Origin of the sequence: Rhizobium sp. RU35A (genome assembly GCF_900156005.1) — a bacterium.
Lineage (GTDB): Bacteria > Pseudomonadota > Alphaproteobacteria > Rhizobiales > Rhizobiaceae > Neorhizobium > Neorhizobium straminoryzae.
Map to the genome: position 1 here is coordinate 1 of NZ_FTMR01000015.1, position 16,333 is coordinate 16,333.

General features: G+C 59.2%; 11 protein-coding genes. 3 read left to right on the forward strand and 8 right to left on the reverse strand.

Translation table 11 applies throughout. The features are described from left to right. Positions 1–141: 141 nt before the first annotated feature. On the forward strand, positions 142–483 hold the full coding sequence (locus F3H95_RS23855) for a hypothetical protein (protein WP_107341903.1): 342 nt from the start codon (positions 142–144) through the stop codon (positions 481–483). Here the strand turns inward: F3H95_RS23855 and F3H95_RS23860 are convergent. After that, a complete protein-coding gene (locus F3H95_RS23860) occupies positions 477–824 on the reverse strand; it encodes a hypothetical protein (RefSeq protein WP_107341902.1) in 348 nt (115 codons plus the stop codon). The genes F3H95_RS23855 and F3H95_RS23860 overlap by 7 nt on opposite strands. Before the next feature lie 177 nt (positions 825–1,001). On the opposite strand from F3H95_RS23860, the gene umuD reads away from it, so the two are divergent. Further along, positions 1,002–1,433, forward strand: coding sequence for a translesion error-prone DNA polymerase V autoproteolytic subunit (gene umuD, locus F3H95_RS23865; RefSeq protein WP_234614051.1), 432 nt, complete (start codon positions 1,002–1,004; stop codon positions 1,431–1,433). Beyond that, positions 1,430–2,701 carry a Y-family DNA polymerase gene (locus F3H95_RS23870; protein ID WP_149747787.1) on the forward strand — a complete coding sequence of 424 codons (1,272 nt, stop codon included), beginning with the start codon at positions 1,430–1,432 and terminating at the stop codon, positions 2,699–2,701. Before umuD ends, F3H95_RS23870 begins: the two co-directional genes overlap by 4 nt. Positions 2,702–2,728: 27 nt before the next feature. Here F3H95_RS23870 and F3H95_RS27275 read toward each other — a convergent pair whose 3' ends face one another. The 7 genes from F3H95_RS27275 to F3H95_RS23900 all read right to left on the reverse strand — a co-directional run bounded on the left by F3H95_RS27275 (position 2,729) and on the right by F3H95_RS23900 (position 15,801). Further along, a complete protein-coding gene (locus tag F3H95_RS27275; protein WP_188134468.1) occupies positions 2,729–2,893 on the reverse strand; it encodes a hypothetical protein in 165 nt (54 codons plus the stop codon). Positions 2,894–2,928: 35 nt separating this feature from the next. Further along, entirely contained in the window at positions 2,929–4,584 is a 1,656-nt protein-coding gene (locus tag F3H95_RS23875) for an IS66 family transposase (RefSeq protein ID WP_149747788.1), read from the reverse strand. 45 nt (positions 4,585–4,629) lie between these two features. After that, entirely contained in the window at positions 4,630–4,977 is a 348-nt protein-coding gene (gene tnpB, locus F3H95_RS23880; RefSeq protein WP_037103542.1) for an IS66 family insertion sequence element accessory protein TnpB, read from the reverse strand. After that, a complete protein-coding gene (locus F3H95_RS23885; protein WP_149747789.1) occupies positions 4,974–5,384 on the reverse strand; it encodes a transposase in 411 nt (136 codons plus the stop codon). Before F3H95_RS23885 ends, tnpB begins: the two co-directional genes overlap by 4 nt. Before the next feature lie 684 nt (positions 5,385–6,068). Beyond that, entirely contained in the window at positions 6,069–8,693 is a 2,625-nt protein-coding gene (locus F3H95_RS23890) for a DNA-binding protein (RefSeq protein ID WP_149747790.1), read from the reverse strand. Next, entirely contained in the window at positions 8,690–9,814 is a 1,125-nt protein-coding gene (locus tag F3H95_RS23895; protein WP_149747791.1) for a DNA repair exonuclease, read from the reverse strand. The genes F3H95_RS23890 and F3H95_RS23895 overlap by 4 nt, the downstream gene beginning before the upstream one ends. A gap of 2 nt (positions 9,815–9,816) precedes the next feature. Then, complete coding sequence (locus F3H95_RS23900; protein ID WP_149747792.1) at positions 9,817–15,801, reverse strand: DUF3320 domain-containing protein; 5,985 nt, start codon at positions 15,799–15,801, stop codon at positions 9,817–9,819. Positions 15,802–16,333: the final 532 nt, after the last annotated feature.

The window sequence follows — 16,333 nt, forward strand, 5'->3', positions numbered from 1 at the left end:
AGCGGGAATTCTCGACACGGTTTTGACGGAAGAAGGGACGCCGCAGGAGGCTTAGCATAGCGCCGCGAAGCGGAAGCCGGGACCGACTTCCCCCGCCAAAACCGTTCCGTTAGATTCGACAGTGACAGGAAAGGTGATCCCATGACCAATGCTTTTGACCAGGCACTGCAAAAGGCAACCGGCGGCTACCCAGTCGATACGCTGATCGTAACCAAAAACGAGGATGGCGAACCCGAAGTGTCCATGTTCGTCCTCGATGCGGACAATCAGCTGCTTCACGTTTCCTATGACCCAGAGGGCGGTATCATATTCAAAACCGCTCAACAGGACGAGCTGCTATTCTCGCGCCAACTCCTTGAGACCATCGCGAAGATGCAGGTTTCGGCGGACAGAAGATGGAAAGAGCTTCAGCGTCATTGGGTGGACGACAAGGCGACCTGGGAGGGCTTTGAACATCTTCTCGATACACCAGATATTCAGTGAAGCGAGCGCGTCGGCTCCGGCAGCAGCTTTAGCATCTGCTTTACGACCGTTCGCAATTTCCTCCAGTCTCGCAGATCGCCTTCGTTCACGCGCTCCTGGATCGCCGTTAGGATCCATCCAACGCAGGCGATATCGTCCGCAGCGCGATATTTGTCTGACCTGTGGAAGCACGCGACGATGCGAGGCCGCGCGCCTTCCTCGGTCTTTGGAATCTGCGAAACCAGATCCTGCGCTTCTCGATAGGCATTTGCCACACGTTTGAGGTCGTCTGGCCCGGCTTGGGTGATCATGCCGACGGTCCACATCAGCGTGTTTGACAGGTGTTCCACTTCGTCAGTCATGGCGATCCTTATTCCTCTCCATTGTGACAACGCCTCAAAAAGTTAACACCACGCGGACACTCGCGTCAGGTGCAAATCTGCAGATTAGGCTCGCGTCATGTTCCATCTTGACTTTTAGCGGCCCATGCGTTCCCTGTTTGTTCCTTTCATTCCGTATCACGAAAGGACCAGTTTGAAATGCTCGCCGGCCTGAAAATCGAGGCAGAAGTCTATGTGCCTCTCATGCTCCATGGGTTATGCGCCGGCTTTCCGTCACCCGCAGATGACTACATCGAAGAATCGATTGACCTCACAAAGCTCCTAATCCGGAACCCGCCGGCGACGTTCTTGTGGAAGGTCGACGGCAATTCGATGCGAGACGCGGGAATCTTCCACGGGGATTTGATCGTGGTCGACCGCAGCCTGCGCCCGGTCGACGGCGATATTGTCGTAGCGACCGTACATGGCGAGCGGTCGTTGAAGCGGCTGCGCATGACAGGTGGTCGCCCGCGGCTGATGTTCGAGAATTCGGACATGCCGCTGTTCGACCTTCCGGAGATCGCAGAAGTCGAGATCTGGGGCGTGGCACTCTGCAACGTTCATTGGCTGCGACCGAGGAGAAAGGTATGACCTCCTTCGCGCTGATTGACGGCAACTCATTCTATTGCTCCTGCGAGCGCGTCTTCGACCCGTCAATAGCCAAGCGCCCGGTGATTGTTCTGTCCAACAATGACGGCTGTGCCGTCGCCAGGACGGCGGAGGCCAAGGCGCTCGGAATTGGCATGGGCGAACCATACTTCAAGATCCGTGACCTCTGTCGCGATAACGGCGTGGCGGTCTACTCTAGCAATTACACCCTTTATGGCGACATGAGCGCCAGGCTGAATGCGATCTATCGGCAATGGTCTCCGGATGTTGAGGTCTATTCGATCGATGAAAGCTTTTTGGATATGACCGACATCAGGCCCGCCGATCGCGTTACTTTCGGCCGCGATCTTCGGTCCACGGTTCAGCAATGGACCGGGATCCCGACATGTGTCGGCATTGGCCCGAGCAAGACACTGGCGAAGTTCGCAAACCACGTTGCAAAGAAGAACCCGGAGCTTGGCGGCGTCTGCGATCTGACAGATGCAGCCGTTCGGCAAAGCTGGCTCGATCGCGTCGAGGTGGGGGAGGTTTGGGGCGTTGGATCGGCATCAGAGCGAAAACTCTTCGGCCTGGGCATTGAGACAGCCGGCGACCTGGCCCGCGTTGATGCGCGGCTTGCTCGCAATCTCCTGAGCGTGGTGGGCGAAAGGACGGTTCTGGAGCTGCAGGGCATTTCATGCCTACCGCTCGAAGACGTACCGCCACAACGGAAGGGCTGCGCCGTAACCCGATCCTTCGGAACACCGGTTACGGATCTGGCCGGAATGCTCGAGGCGGTCGCGGCCTATGCGATGAGGGCAGCAGAGAAGCTGCGCCGGCATGGTCTCGAGGCAACACATATGGCGGTCTTCATGCACACATCGCGCTTCAACCAAAAGGACAATCCGCATTCGGCCCAAACGACGGTGCATTTTACCGAAGCATCGAATGACACATTCGACCTGATCCGGGCAGCGCAAAGCGGAGCGCGAAAGATTTTCAGGGACGGCCATCGCTATGCAAAGGCCGGCATCATCATGAATGATCTGGTGCAGGCGGCGTCACAGCCGCGGCCCCTGTTCGATGCGCGGGACCGAGATCAGTCAGAACGGCTGATGACCGCACTCGATGCGGTCAACGGCAAATTCGGGCGAGGATCGCTCATTCCTGCCTCGGCCGGAATCAAGCGTGACTGGCAAGCGAAGTTTGACCGCCGATCGCCGCGATACACGACCGATATAAAGGAGCTGCCAGTCGCGCTGGCAAGATGAGGTTTAGGCCATGCGTGAGAAGCCGCCCTAGTGGGGCGGCTCGTCGCTGATCAGTGCTTCGAAAGCAGCATCCTCTTCGGCAAGCTTCGCTTCGGCCGACGCCAGCTCGGCTGCGATCTGCTGGCGCTCGGCCTGATCGATGGATGCCGCAAGTTCAGCGCGCAGTTCGTTGATGTGGTCGTAAGTGGTCATCGTCGGTAAGCATCCGGCGAAGGCCGCAGGTAAGGTCAGGCCGCCTGAGCACTCAGCGTCTTGGGTGTCCAGTTCCACGGCAGCAATTGCTCAAGCCTGCTGATCGGCGTGTCCGCAATGTTGGCGAGGACGTCGGCAAGCCAGGCCTGCGGGTCGATGTCATTGAGCTTGGCGCTCATGATCAGTGTCGCCATGAACGCGGCGCGATCAGCACCCCGATCCGATCCGGCGAAGAGCCATGACTTCCTGCCGAGTGCAAAGCCTCTGAGCGCGCGCTCGGCGGCGTTGTTCGTGAGACAAATCCGGCCGTCGTCGAGGAAGGATGTGAAGCCAACCCAGCGCTTGAGCATGTAATCGATTGCCTCGGCGACGGGAGAACTGCGCGACAGTTTTGCCCGTTCGGTCTGGAGCCAATCGCGCAGTTCTTCGACGAGCGGCTGGCTATCTTTGGGGCGGTGGGCCAGGCGCTGCTCGGCGGCAAGACCGTTGATCTCCCGTTCGATGTCGAACAGGGCATCGATCCGTTTGACGGCCTCCAGCGCCATCGGGGAGATCGGCGCAGCCTTGCTGCCACGTTTGGCGTTCGTGGCAATATCGGCCAGCACGAAGAACTTGCGGCGTGCGTGTGCCCAACACAGCGCCTGCGTCAGAGGCGCGGGATCGCGGTCTGTCTTGAACAGCGGATTATACCCGCCATAGGCATCCGCCTGCAGAATGCCGGTGAAGGTCTTCAGGTGACGTTCGGGATGCTCCTGCCGCCGGTCCCGCGAGGCATAGTAGAGGGCGGCGGGCGGTGACTGTCCGCCGAACGGTCGATCGTCCCGGACATAAGTCCAGATGCGGCCAGTGTCGGTCTTGCCTCTCGCCAGGATTGGCACTGTCGTGTCGTCGCCATGCAGCCGTTCAGCGGCCAGAACATGCGCCTCGATCAGCGAATGGATTGGCTTGAGCGCCGCGGCACAAGCGCCGACCTGGTCGGCCAGCGTCGACAGGCTGAGATCGATCCCCTCTCGGGCATAGCGCTCGCTCTGGCGATTGAGCGGCTGGTGCTGGGCGAACTTCTCGAACAAGATCATTGCCAGAAGGTTGGGCCCGGCAAAGCCTCGTGGTGTCACATGGAAGGGCGCTGGCGGCTGGGTGATCTTCTCGCATTCGCGGCAGGAGAACTTCTCCCGCACGGTCTGAATAACTTTCCACTGACGAGGGATGACCTCCAGGGTCTCGGTGACATCCTCGCCGAGCTTCGACAGCTTTGCCGAGCCGCAGCAAGGGCAACTGGCCGGGGCGGCGATAACGACATGTTCGCGCGGCAGATGTTCAGGAAAGGGCTTGCGTGACGGACGCTTGCGATCGAAGGCCCTGACGGTCGAGTTTTTGGCAACCATCTCCGCCGTGAACTCGTCTTCGCCGGCATCAGCTTCGAGTTCTTCGAGTTGCAACTCCATCTGTTCGAGAAGCCGCGCCTTGCGCTCAGTGCGGCTGCCGTAAAGCTCGCGGCGAACCTTCTCTATCTCCAGCTTCAACCGCGCGATCAGCGCCTCGGAATGCGATACGAGCGCCTTCGCACTGGCGGCCTCTGCTTTGGCCGTCGCCGCTTCTGCCTCGGCAGTAACACGCCGCGCGCGCTCTTCGGCAAGCAGTGCGAGTGCACTGGCAAGGTCGTCCGGAAGCTGTTCGACGGGGGTGTTCATGGCGAGATGGAATCATATTCGCTCCCGCCATTCTAGCATTTTTGCTTATCCGGCCGAGGTCGGTCGCCAGGTTTTTTGTGGCATCCGCCAGTCTATACCTTCTAGCAAATAGCCGAGTTGCCCAGGGGTAATCACCACCGTCCCATCGGCCGCCGACGGCCATATGAAGCGTCCCCGTTCCAGCTTCTTCGTGAACAGGCAGGCTCCCTGGCCATCATGCCAGATGACCTTGATCAGGCCACCGCCACGACCGCGGAAGACGAACAGGTGTCCGCACATCGGATCACGCTTCAACGTCTCCTGTACCATCAGTGACAGACCGGGAAAGCCCTTGCGCATGTCTGTATGGCCCGTCGCCAGCCAGACCTTCACACCAGCAGGAACCGGAATCATCGCCGACCCAGTACACAATCGAGAATGCGGCCGAGCGCCTCCGTGTCGATGTCGCTGTCCACACGGACACGGCGACCGCGGCCCAGCTCAATCGTCACATCGCTACGCTTCCGACGGGGTTGCGGCGCGACTGGCGTTTCCGTGGCGGCGGGCTGGACTGCTGGCGAGGCCTCCGACACGATCACGGGCACCAACGTGCTCGCCGTGTCAGGCCTCGGTTCCTCGATTTGGCAGAGTTCCTTGCGCCACCGAAAGAGCTGGCTCACGTGGATGCCGGCCGCACGGGCAATCTCGGAAAGAACCGCACCAGGCTCAAGGCAGGCTGCAACCAGCCGCTCTTTGTCCTCGCGAGACCAGCGCCGACGGCGCTCGACAGACGTGATCACTTCAATCGGATGCTTCGTCATAGGACTACTCCTAGTGTTTGCACTAGGACTTCCGATGTTCGCATCAAGCTCGCAAGACGGCCCTCAACGTGGGCTTACCATCGTCGGCTCCTTTGAATGAAAACAAAGGTGCCGGACCGATAAGGGAGGGGTTGGGTCAATGACCGCCGAAGGCGGCCTACGGGGCGTGGGGGAGCCGATTTCGTTGCGCAGCGGCGAAATTGGGGGTACCGCGTATCGTTGACGCAACCCCTCCCTTGTCGGTGTAATTGGCTAGTGTTCAGAGAGAATATACCTCTCCGTATGGCACCTCTTTTGCTCTTTCGGAGCAGCTAAGCGCGGCAGACGTTTTGGGTTCGAAGGGATACCCGAACGACTGATAATCTAGTGCTATTCAGAGAGCATGCCTGGAGCATGATGGTTCGCAATGCGCTGCAGAACCATGCGAAACATGAGCCTGCGGGCGAATGATGGTTTCATCGCGCCGGAATGACATGGCGCATCGCCCTCGCGACGGTCGTGGGCACGCGCACATATTGCGCGACCCCAAGATCATGGTCGTAGTCGCCTGCGCCTTGAACGGATTCGAACCGAGAACCCACCACCTGCGAGAGGCCGTAGAAATATGTCTTTTCAAATACTTGGCCAATTCATCGGCAATAATGAGCTGAATCCGTTCGACAAACAGATGCTGTCGAAGCAGCTCTACGGCTGCCAATCTGTCATATGTAACACATTTCCTCCGAGCTTCTGAAACGCCCGCTGACGGCAGGAGAACACGATAATCTGCTGATCTCGAGACTGCCTGTGGAGTGCGTCGAACATCTTTTCGATGCGGTCGTCGTCCGAGTAGACCAGCGCATCATCGAGGATGACGGGGGCCGGCCGGCCGTCACGCGCGAGGAGCCGCGCAAACGCCAGCCGCGTCAGCACTGACAACTGCTCCCGCATTCCGCCGCTCAGGCGGTCGACATCCTCTTCCTGCCCGTTGCGCAGGATGGTCTGGGGTAGAAGCGTCTTGTCATCGAAGGTGATCGAAACATCGTCGAAGAGCAGTCTCAGCAGCGGCCCGAGCTCAGCCATAACAGGTTTGAGGTAGAGTTCTCGAGCCTCGGACCTGGCATTTTCCAAGGCGGTGGTCACACGCTGGAGGACAGCCACCTCCTTCTCGAATGCCGCCACCCGCGCAATCGCCGCAGTGAGTGCCTCCGAGGTCTCCCGCCACTTCTCTTCTACGGCTTCGTCGGATTGTGTCCGGATCTCTGCGTTCAGTCCGGCCATGGTCTCCCGCAGTGCATTGATCTCCTTGTCGGCTGCCGCTTCGATCGAGCGAGCACGCGTCAGCGTCGCCTCGATCGACGCGAGATCACCGGCATCTTCACCCAGTTTCAGGGCTCGCGCCTCAGCCTCCGAAAGCGATTGATCCAGATCGGCCAGCGTGGCCGACAATGTGCGTTCGCGCTCTTCACGCGCTTCGTCCGGCCCGAGGATCACAGCCAACTGTGCCTGATCGGCAGTCAGAGACGCCAATCGCGTCTCCGCGGCGACGAAGGCGTCATCGGCACGAGACTGGTCTGGCTCTACCTCACGGAGGGCGAGACGCGCCTGCTTGCGGCGTTCTTCCGCTTGTGCCAGCGCGGTGCGAAGCAGCGCCGGATCCTCATTCAGGTCGAGACCCTCAAGGCTGGCCGTGTTACCTGCTTCGATTTCCTCTCTGAGTTTCGCCAGGCCCTCTGGAGCAATGAAGGACAGCCGGTCTCTAAATCCCCGCAAGTCAGCATCGGCCATTTGTGCCCTTGTCTGCCTGTTCCGCGCTGCAGAGAGGCTATCGACGCCCATTGACGCGAGAAGGGCGGTTCGTGCCGCCTCTGCCCGCACCAGTTGATTGTCGCTCCTACTGGGGCGGTTGGAACGCAAGGCAATTGTCCCAATTCCTGCGACTTCAAGCCGAGCATGTCCGTCGTAGGTACGGTCTTCGCCATCTACCAGGGGCTTGCCGTCGAGGGTCACCATTCCGGCTGTATCGGCTTCGTAGTGGACTGAGACTGACGGGCGAGCCGCCTCATCGATGGCACGCAGCTTCGCAATTTCGACTTCGCATGCTTGCAGTTCTTCGACGGACTTTGTCGGTATTTGCAGAAGTGCGAGTTGAGCCTCACCCTCTTCAATGCTCTGACGTAGCTTCTCCGCCTCGGCCAATCGCTGCTTCAAGTCGGCCAGACGTTTATGCGCCTCGCGTGCCTTTGTTGCCGCGTCGAAGCGAGTTAGCCGCTCGCGAAGCTCCTGCTCCTCAGTCTCGGCGAGGTCCACGTTCTTGCGTGCCATTTCGATCGCGTCGGCCGCCTCCCGGCGCTGCTTTATCGCTTCAGCCCTATCGACCTCGGCAGAAGACAGACTGCCTTGCAGAAGAGCTGCCTTCTCCCGAGCTTCGGTAAACGTCTTGAATTCCCGCTCTGCCGCGTTTCGCCTTTCGCGAACAAGCTTCAGTTCCGCTTCTGCCGTCTTCAGTTTCTCGTTCTGCGCCTTGGCGGCATCAAATCTGCTCTGGGCTGTTTGAATCGCCGCCCTGCGCTCTTCTCTTTCTGCAGGACTGTCGAGTTCGGCGAGCTTCGCTGCTGCGTTCGCGCGTTGGTCCAGCGCTTGGCGCAATCGGGTTACCTCGGCTGCCAGCCGCACCTCATCCGCGGCGAGCCTATCCCGTTCCTCGATCGCAGCCGCATAGCGACCGCCAGTTTTTGGTCTCCCCGTCGCCGTGACCATGTCTGACAGGGCTTCTTTCACGGCCGCCATGATCTCGGCCATCCGGCGCCCGCCGGTGACGGCTTCCACCTCGCCCTGAACCGACTCGAGCAGGCTTTGGCGGACCTGCTTTTCTCCTTCCTCCTCGGTCCGGCTTCGCTTTTCCATGCCCGTAATGCCCTGGCGCACCCACAGGAGGCCTGCAGGTCCGGAGGTCCCTCCCCTGATCAAGCTGGTGATGAAGTTTTCTGCCTCATCTGCCTGGGCGACGAGACGGCCGGATCCAAGATCCAGGACACGGGCTGATCGCCCACCATAATACTGCTTGGTAATTCGGAAGCTGCCCGCGCCGGTCGTGATATCCGCTTCGACCAACGGGTTCCCACCGCTATAGGGGCGCAGTCTCTGTACATCGCCCGGGGTGCCGGAATGAGGTTGGAAGAAAAGCGCATGCAAGGCTTCAAAGCTCGTGGACTTGCCGTACTCGTTGGCGGCGCAAAGCACGTTCACGCCATCTCCAATGCCTTCGATGGCAACGCCGCGACCGCCAAACCGTTTCACGTTGAAAAGGCGCAGGGCTGAGATCTTCATGGCGTGATCGCCTGTGTGTAGGAGTAGAGACGCATCAAGGCCGCTCGCGCAATCTCACGCTCAGACAAGGGTCGACGCTCATCCGTAGACTCGGCGAGCAGAGCATTGGCAGCTTCACGCAGGGCGCCGCCACGATCGATCTGGTCGAGGTCGTCGAGCTCGCATTGCGTGACCAATCCATCCTGGTCCAGCTCCAGAAAAGCGAAATCCGGAACTGCCCTTTCAACGGCGGCGACAAGCTCCCCGCGCGCTGCGAGACGGGTATGCCCTGATGCCACCACCCGGAACAGCGAGTTCCTGCGTTCCCGCGAAGCCGGCAGCAAGGAACTAAGAGCAGGCTCTGGAGCGTCGCCTTCGAGCAGATGAAGATCGAGGCTACGCCAGACGAACGTCGCTGTGGGCAAAGCTTGGATTTCGGGTAGCATCGAGGGACCGGCAATAGTCACCAAGAGCGCCGTGCCTGGCGCATCATGCTTGAAACGGTCCGGCTCTGGCGTCCCGCAATAATAAGTCCGCGGGTCTACACCGACCATGCCGTGCCAATCGCCGAGCGCGAGATAATCAAGCCCTGCGCGTCTTGCCCGGTCTGGTGCAATCACCTCGGAAGAGGCTCCCTCCTCTGAAAAACTGCGAATGCCTCCATGAGCCAGTCCAATCCGCAGCGTCCCATCGGGTGTAGCTTGGCCATCCATCCATTCCGTCAGGTCTCGGCCGGGGCGACGGGTGGTACACGGTGCGGGCAACAGGACGACACCGCTCGCCAATTCTACCGGCTGAGGCTCCACCGCGAGCACAACGTTTTCGGGTGCTTCTGCCCTTAACGTGGTCCAGAGCTGGGAGGCCTGCAGGGAATCGTGATTTCCCGGCAAAATGACCCATCTGATCGCGGGATCGTACGCCATCTCGGTAAAAGCCTGGCGTCGCACCTGCGCTGCAGGCGTCTCGGTATCGAAGGTGTCTCCAGCGAGCAGCACTGTTGTTGCATTTTGCTCGCGGGCATGTGCAGCGAGCCGCGTGATTAAATTGTGTCTTGCTTCCCGCAAACGGCTGGGCAAGTCACCCTCAAAGTTGCCGAAACGCTTTCCGAGATGAAGATCGCTAGAATGGATGAATCGAAACATGACTACTCAGGTGTTTGGATGGTTGACGCATGCGACCGCGCCACTGCGATTGCTTCGTCCAGCCGTGCACGGGACACTGCGGCAAGGCGTTCGACACCGAGCAGCCGAGCCAGATCACGCGCCGGGTCTGGCTGATCCAGCAGATCTGGGTTATCGGAGACGACAGAGGCAAGTTCCGCCAGCGGTATATCTGCGATCGACCTGCGCGCTTCCTCGCTGGTCGGCTGCCGATAGGGCATGATCTTTGAAACAGTGCCCGCCTTCCATATGAATTCGCCGCTCGACTCCTTTGTTTTTTCATAACCGCGGAGGTGGAGATCTATCCGCTCCCGGATCCGCCCGCCCGTGCGCAACCAGCCATGCGCCCGGGATATACGCTGGGCAAGAATGTCTGCGCGCAACGGACTTTCAGTTTCGATGACTGCCTCGATCATCCTGCGCAGGGTATCGCGATAGCCAAATTCAAAAAACTGATCTGGCTCGGGTCGGAAACTGGAAAGATCGGTGACCTTGTATCCCCGCTCGTTCGAAGTTTTGTTGCTGGCCAAGGTGGGAGTGGCTGGCATTTCCAGAGTTTGCGGCTCGCTGGACAGTGGCCGCTCCTCCGCAGAAACGCGTTCGGCCTCGAACGCGACCGACGGCAACTCGATCGGCTGAACGGATATCGTAGTATCATCGATACGATTTTCTTCAGTCCCTTCAACCTCGTGTCCCATATCCCAATGGGTCACAGTGCTTTCTGTTTCTGCAGTACGACGTGCCCGGCTCTCCTCCAATAGGGCCTCCAGGCTGCTATGAAGCCGCTCGGCGCAGCCTGTGGCATCGAACCACCAATCGGTCGACCAGACGCGGAGTATATTCCAACCGAGACCTCTCAACACCTGTTCACGGACCTTGTCGCGGTCTCTGGCGGTGGCTGATCGGTGATACGTCGCACCGTCGCATTCGATGCCTGCCAGGAAAGCGCCAGCTAGGTCCGGGTGACGGATACCGAAATCGATACGGAATCCGGAGATGCCCACCTGCGGCACAATGCGCCAGCCACGCCGTTCCAGCTGTGCTGCCACGGCCTCTTCAAAAGGAGAATCGAATCCGCCGACAGAGCCGATATCGGCAGCCGGCAGGGCGACCGGTCCGCGCTCGGCATAGTCGAGGAAGGTCTTCAGGTGATGCACGGCCAATGCCTTGGTGCGTGTCGGGTCGATCTGGTCGGCCGTGAATCCCGAGAACACGACAAGTTCCTGCCGGGCGCGCGTAACGGCGACATTCAGACGACGCTCGCCACCATCCCGATTGAGCGCACCGAAGTCCATCGTGAGCTTGCCTGCGGCATCCTTCCAGAAGGTGATCGAAAAGAGAATGATGTCTCGCTCATCGCCTTGAACATTCTCCAGATTCTTCACGATCGTAGGCTCGACCCGCTCTTCGGCAAAAAACCACTCGAGTTCCGGCTCGTCACGGCGCGCGGTATCAAGAAGATCGAGGATCAGCGATTGTTGTTGCGCGTTGAAAGTGATCACTCCCAGCGTCGGGCGATCGGTTTCGGGCAGCTTCAGCCATGCCTTCATTCGGGAAACGGCTTCTCTTACGACCGCATCCGCTTCTGGTCGATTGGTTCGGCTCTTGCCGCGATCATAGACACCCGCTGGCACTTTCCGCAGATGAACGGCGCGGTCTTCAACGACCGGCGACGGAAAGGTCACCAACCGGTTCTGATAGTAATGATGATTGGAGAAGGCGATCAGGGACTCGCTGCGGCTGCGATAGTGCCATCGCAAATCACGAGTGGGGATGCCTGCCGCCTTGGCCTCGTCGAGAATGCTTTCCAGGTCCTTCTCGTGATCAGCGACGTCCTCCTCTTCCTCGTTGCGTCCGAAGAAGTTCGTCGGCGGCAACTGCTTGGGATCGCCGACGATGATCGTCTGACGGGCTCGCGCGATGGCGCCCACAGCGTCCCAGGTCGTAATTTGCGATGCCTCGTCGAAAATCACAACATCGAACAACGCCTGGTTCGGTGGCAGATACTGAGCGATCGACAAGGGTGACATCAGCATGCAGGGCGCGAGCTTGGAGAAGTTCTGCGGCATCTTGCTGATCATGTCCCGTATGGACTGGCTCGGTCGCTGCAACTCCATCTGATAGCGCAGCAGCCCGAGCTCTGAATTGCGGGGAACGCTTTGCACGGGCGGCAATCCGTGGGCGATAGCACTGATGACGCGCGATGTCGCGTGTGAGCGCACGAGATCGTCAATGTCGCGAAATTCACTGATCGCGTTCTCGTGCTGGAAACGCCTAAAGTTTCGCAAAATCGGGTCGGCATCGAGGACCTTTGGAAGCCACCACCTTGCATAGGCCAGGCGAAACGCAGCCCGTGTTTCATCAGGTCGGATTGCACCTATTTCGAGCTGTTCGACCAGCGATGAGAGATTCGCCTGCACCGCCTGATTTCTGATCCGGCACCAGGCTGACCAATCACGAAGCAGATGCCTTGCGCCGATAAGAGCATCGAGTTTGTCCCTCAGCGTCGCGAGGTCGACGACATCCTTTTCAAAGAGACTGTCGCGGCCGGCGATCGTGCTGAAGCGCCTTTGCGCCTCCTTCATGCCGTCGACCGCCGCCAGCAACCTGTCGCCTGCATGCCGGACCACATCGTCTTGAACCACCGCACGAAGACACGGCGCAAGAGCGCGGAGCGTCGTCCGGGTCTCGTCCTGATCGCGGCCCGGTAACGGGATTATTGCACGAAGCTCACGCGCAATGTCCAGCACTGCCGCAACGGCTCCAACATCTGTCGCCAGACCATCGACCGGCAGAGGCTTGCCGTTCAAGAGATTCTGATCGATCGCTGAAAGGCAAGCCTTCATGCGCCGCAAAAGGGGAAGATCCCGTTCCGGATCCACGGAGCCCTGCTCGGCATAGCTCTGGAGAAGCTTCTGAACCTTGCGCTTGCCCAGCATCGCATTCGGCCAGAATGAAGCACTAGCCTCGCGCCACTGGCGATCCAGGACTTCAGCCTCGAGGTCGCGGACGGCGGGGGAACTGTAGGAAGCAGCGGCCTCGCGCTCTGCTTCGCGATAGGCACTGATGGAGCTGGCGAGACTTTCCAGCGCTTCCGCGCATCGGGGAAAATCCCGATCAAAAACGATAGATACGTCATGGCCGCGCGATTTCTGCAGCACCCCTGCCAAGCTTACCAGTGCCTGCAGCTCAATTCGTGACAGCCGCTCCTGCGGTTTGAGGCCAAGGCGGGCGACAAATCCATTCGCCGAGTCAACTAGTAGTTCGATCGCATTCAGCAGCGACTGTGCTGCCGCAATTACGCCATCCTGCCAGCCGGAACTCCATTCGTTGACATTGATGAGGTCGAGTGCCGGCTGACGTTCAACCGAACCGAAGACGAGACCGAGTTCGCTGGCGAGCTCTTCGAGCTCGCGTAACGTCTGTGAGTCATGTGCGTCGCGTTCCAACCACGTCAAGCCTGGTGCAGGCGCCTCCGCAGCTTTGAGAGCGATGCCCAACGCGAGATACGGCGTCCATCCGTTTGAGTAGCGTCTATGCAGTGCGCCGACATACGCGTTCAGCTCGTCGCGACGCAACCGAAGGCGCTCGTTGATCGCGATCCATTCAGACGCATCATTCCGTCCACCATGTTCCCAAGCCGCTTTCAGCTGGCCAAGGAAATGGCGGCGATCCGCCTTGTTCGAGTGCAGCTCGATGCAATGATCTCCAAGACCATGTGTGCGCAAGCGGCGATAAACCACGTCGAGCGCAGCCGTCTTTTCAGCGACGAACAGCACCGTCTTTCCAACGGCAAGACAGTTGGCGATCATGTTGGCGATCGTCTGGCTCTTACCCGTGCCGGGTGGGCCAACGATGACAAAATCCCGCCCTTCGGCTGCGGCCAAGCTTGCCGCCGTTTGCGACGAGTCTGATGGAAGAAGACAGATGATGTCCGCTGGCGCGTAAGCCTGATCGAGCTCGCGCTCGTCGCGGAACGTCGTTTCTCCGCTTCCTTGATGAAAGGCCTGCTCAGGCGTGTCGATCAAGTGCCGAACGACCCTGTTCTCGCGCAAGGCGTCCGTGCGTTCGACGAGATCCTTCCACATAAGAAATTTGGCAAAGGAGAAGGTCGACAGGGCCGTTTCGTCCACAACCTCCATCCCCGGAACATCGCGGATGGCCTGGCGCATCAATGAGAATACGCGCGGCACGTCTATCCCATTGTCGTCGAGCGGCAGGTCGCCGCTGAATTGAGGGAGAGACAGGTCAAAATCCCGTTCCAAAAACTGAAGAAGTGTCGCATTGAACCGCGGTTCATCTTCATGGAAGCGGATGGTGAAGCGTGAACTGGCGCTGCGGCGCTCAAGTTTGACTGGGACAAGTAGAAGCGGCGCACGATAGCTGCGTTCGTCTTCCGGCTTCTTCTTCCACCTGAGGAATCCGACTGCCAGAAAAAGAGTGTTGGCGCCACCCTCGGCAAAATCGTTGCGAACCTGCCGATAGAGATCGATCAACCGAGCTTCGAGCTGGCGCACGTCGAGGGGCGAGGGCAACTCGTCCCGAAGCAATGCTTCCGCCGCGAAGCCACGTTGGAGATCCCGGCCATGGACATCCCGATAAAGTGCTGCATCCCGTTCACCGAGCGGGTTCTGCTCTGGCAAGGATATGATGCGTATTGCTGCGCCGTTCGCCAGCCGATCTTCGAGATAAGCCACGTCCGTGCAGAGAAATGGGATCGTTTTCTTGGAATCCGGGAAATTGAGAAGTCGATTGCGAAGCGTCAGATCGAGCAGCTTTTTCTGCCATCTGTCGATGCGACCGGCAGCGTTGGTTGGCTTTACCTCAACGGTTTCAGCCGGCATCTCTGTGAAATTGGGGGCAGAGGGAAGCGGCAAGTCGGCCACGGGGGCCGAGTCATCCTCCTGAACATTGCGACGGATAGGCTCATGTGAGGCAAGCGGCATGATCCCGCCGCCACGCGATCGCCTGACATCAATAGCGGCCACAAAAGCATGCGCCTCGTCCACTCCAAGCCGGCTGTCCAGGGCCCGAAGAGCGCTTTCAAACGTCATGGCAGGCCGATGTGTCACGCCAGTCGTTTCAAAGACGATCAATTCGCGCGATGCCAGGGCCTTGCGAACCTCCATCTGGTCCGGCTCTATGGCATGTGCGAAGGTTCTCTTTGCAAGCCACACACCAACGGAAGCATGCCCCTCGAACATCAAGATCACGGGGTTCAATCCAGCGGCTTCCAACCCGGCGGCGAAAAGAAGCGTGGTATCGAGACAGGTGGCGAGCCGCTCCTCAGCGACCGTGCTCGGACGCCGGATCTTCTGGCCGCGATTCTCGAAGCTTGCAGGCGGCTCTGCATAGTGCAACCCGATCCCTGCAATCGCTGAGTAGACTGCCGCAGCCAGCATGTAGGCGCGCTGGGGATTGTTTGTCTGGTAGCCATCCAGTCCACCTGAATGGCCATGAGCATTGAGCCTTTCCGCAGCCATTCGCAGAATCTGGGACACACCGGGATCGTTGGGCATGACGAAGGCCGGGAGTAGCTGCACCATGTCGGCAACCCCTCCCCATTCGTCACGCGCAAGCAGTCTGACGGGAAGGCGCCGTTCGTCCAGAGTTTGTCCGCCAGACGACGCGCGAAGTGTGATCTCACCGCGCTCTGCTTCATTTAGTCCTGAAAGATATCCTGGATCGAACTCCACTTTTCTATCGGCGAGCATAACCCGGTCACCCGGCACCAGGCGATCAAGTGTCCATGTCTTCGGCCTAAGAAAAGCGGGCGACGCTGTCAGCTCGATGCGGCAGTTTTCGAATTGCCTGTCCGTATTGTTCTCGACCAAGATCGATCGGATGACCGGGATTGCGTTTTGGTAGGACGCATAGGTGAAGCACGCAGCAATATCGGCAACAATGGCAGGATTGTCGGGCTTACTGGCCTCTTGGTTCTCCGTCCCACTCATTTCTGAAAACTGCATCGCCATATCCCCCTAGCGGGAGATTAGCGACGTTTCTCAACTTTAAGAAGACCAATATTAGGACCAGAGTAACTTTTTGAATGGTTTTATCCGCCACTGCGGCACCTGGTTTTTAGTGCACGGACGCCTTTGGTGCGCGCTCGCGTAGCAAACGAAAAACAACGCGCCGAACAGCATATACAGCTCCTGAGGCCTTCGCGGCTTGCATGCTTCGAGGGCAAGAACCCTCGGACGCCGATTGCGTCACTCGTCAGGAGCACAAATTCGCGCACAATATATGCGCCCGTCCTTGGCCAAGAAGCTAGCGAGTGGTTGCCGGTGAGTGCCAGGGCTAGGTATTCAATCTCTTTTCGATACGACGGCCCCTTGCTTGGCCGTGATTAAATCACAACCTACAATAGGGTGCCGAATCGAGTAGCTCGTCATTGAAAAACCAAAGGCTCCATGGCGCCGCTGTACTCGGAGGCTAGTACGACCTTGATGATGTTTGTGGATAGGGGCGACCGTTGAGTGCTCGATACGTAAAGCCATT

Coding starts and splice junctions, on each gene's coding strand:
- F3H95_RS23875 (WP_149747788.1), bottom strand. CDS start 4,584: ATGAACACCCCCGTCGAACAGCTTCCGGACGACCTTGCCAGTGCACTC.
- F3H95_RS23885 (WP_149747789.1), bottom strand. CDS start 5,384: ATGACGAAGCATCCGATTGAAGTGATCACGTCTGTCGAGCGCCGTCGG.
- F3H95_RS23855 (WP_107341903.1), top strand. CDS start 142: ATGACCAATGCTTTTGACCAGGCACTGCAAAAGGCAACCGGCGGCTAC.
- F3H95_RS23900 (WP_149747792.1), bottom strand. CDS start 15,801: ATGCAGTTTTCAGAAATGAGTGGGACGGAGAACCAAGAGGCCAGTAAG.
- F3H95_RS27275 (WP_188134468.1), bottom strand. CDS start 2,893: ATGACCACTTACGACCACATCAACGAACTGCGCGCTGAACTTGCGGCA.
- F3H95_RS23870 (WP_149747787.1), top strand. CDS start 1,430: ATGACCTCCTTCGCGCTGATTGACGGCAACTCATTCTATTGCTCCTGC.
- F3H95_RS23890 (WP_149747790.1), bottom strand. CDS start 8,693: ATGAAGATCTCAGCCCTGCGCCTTTTCAACGTGAAACGGTTTGGCGGT.
- umuD (WP_234614051.1), top strand. CDS start 1,002: ATGCTCGCCGGCCTGAAAATCGAGGCAGAAGTCTATGTGCCTCTCATG.
- tnpB (WP_037103542.1), bottom strand. CDS start 4,977: ATGATTCCGGTTCCTGCTGGTGTGAAGGTCTGGCTGGCGACGGGCCAT.
- F3H95_RS23895 (WP_149747791.1), bottom strand. CDS start 9,814: ATGTTTCGATTCATCCATTCTAGCGATCTTCATCTCGGAAAGCGTTTC.
- F3H95_RS23860 (WP_107341902.1), bottom strand. CDS start 824: ATGACTGACGAAGTGGAACACCTGTCAAACACGCTGATGTGGACCGTC.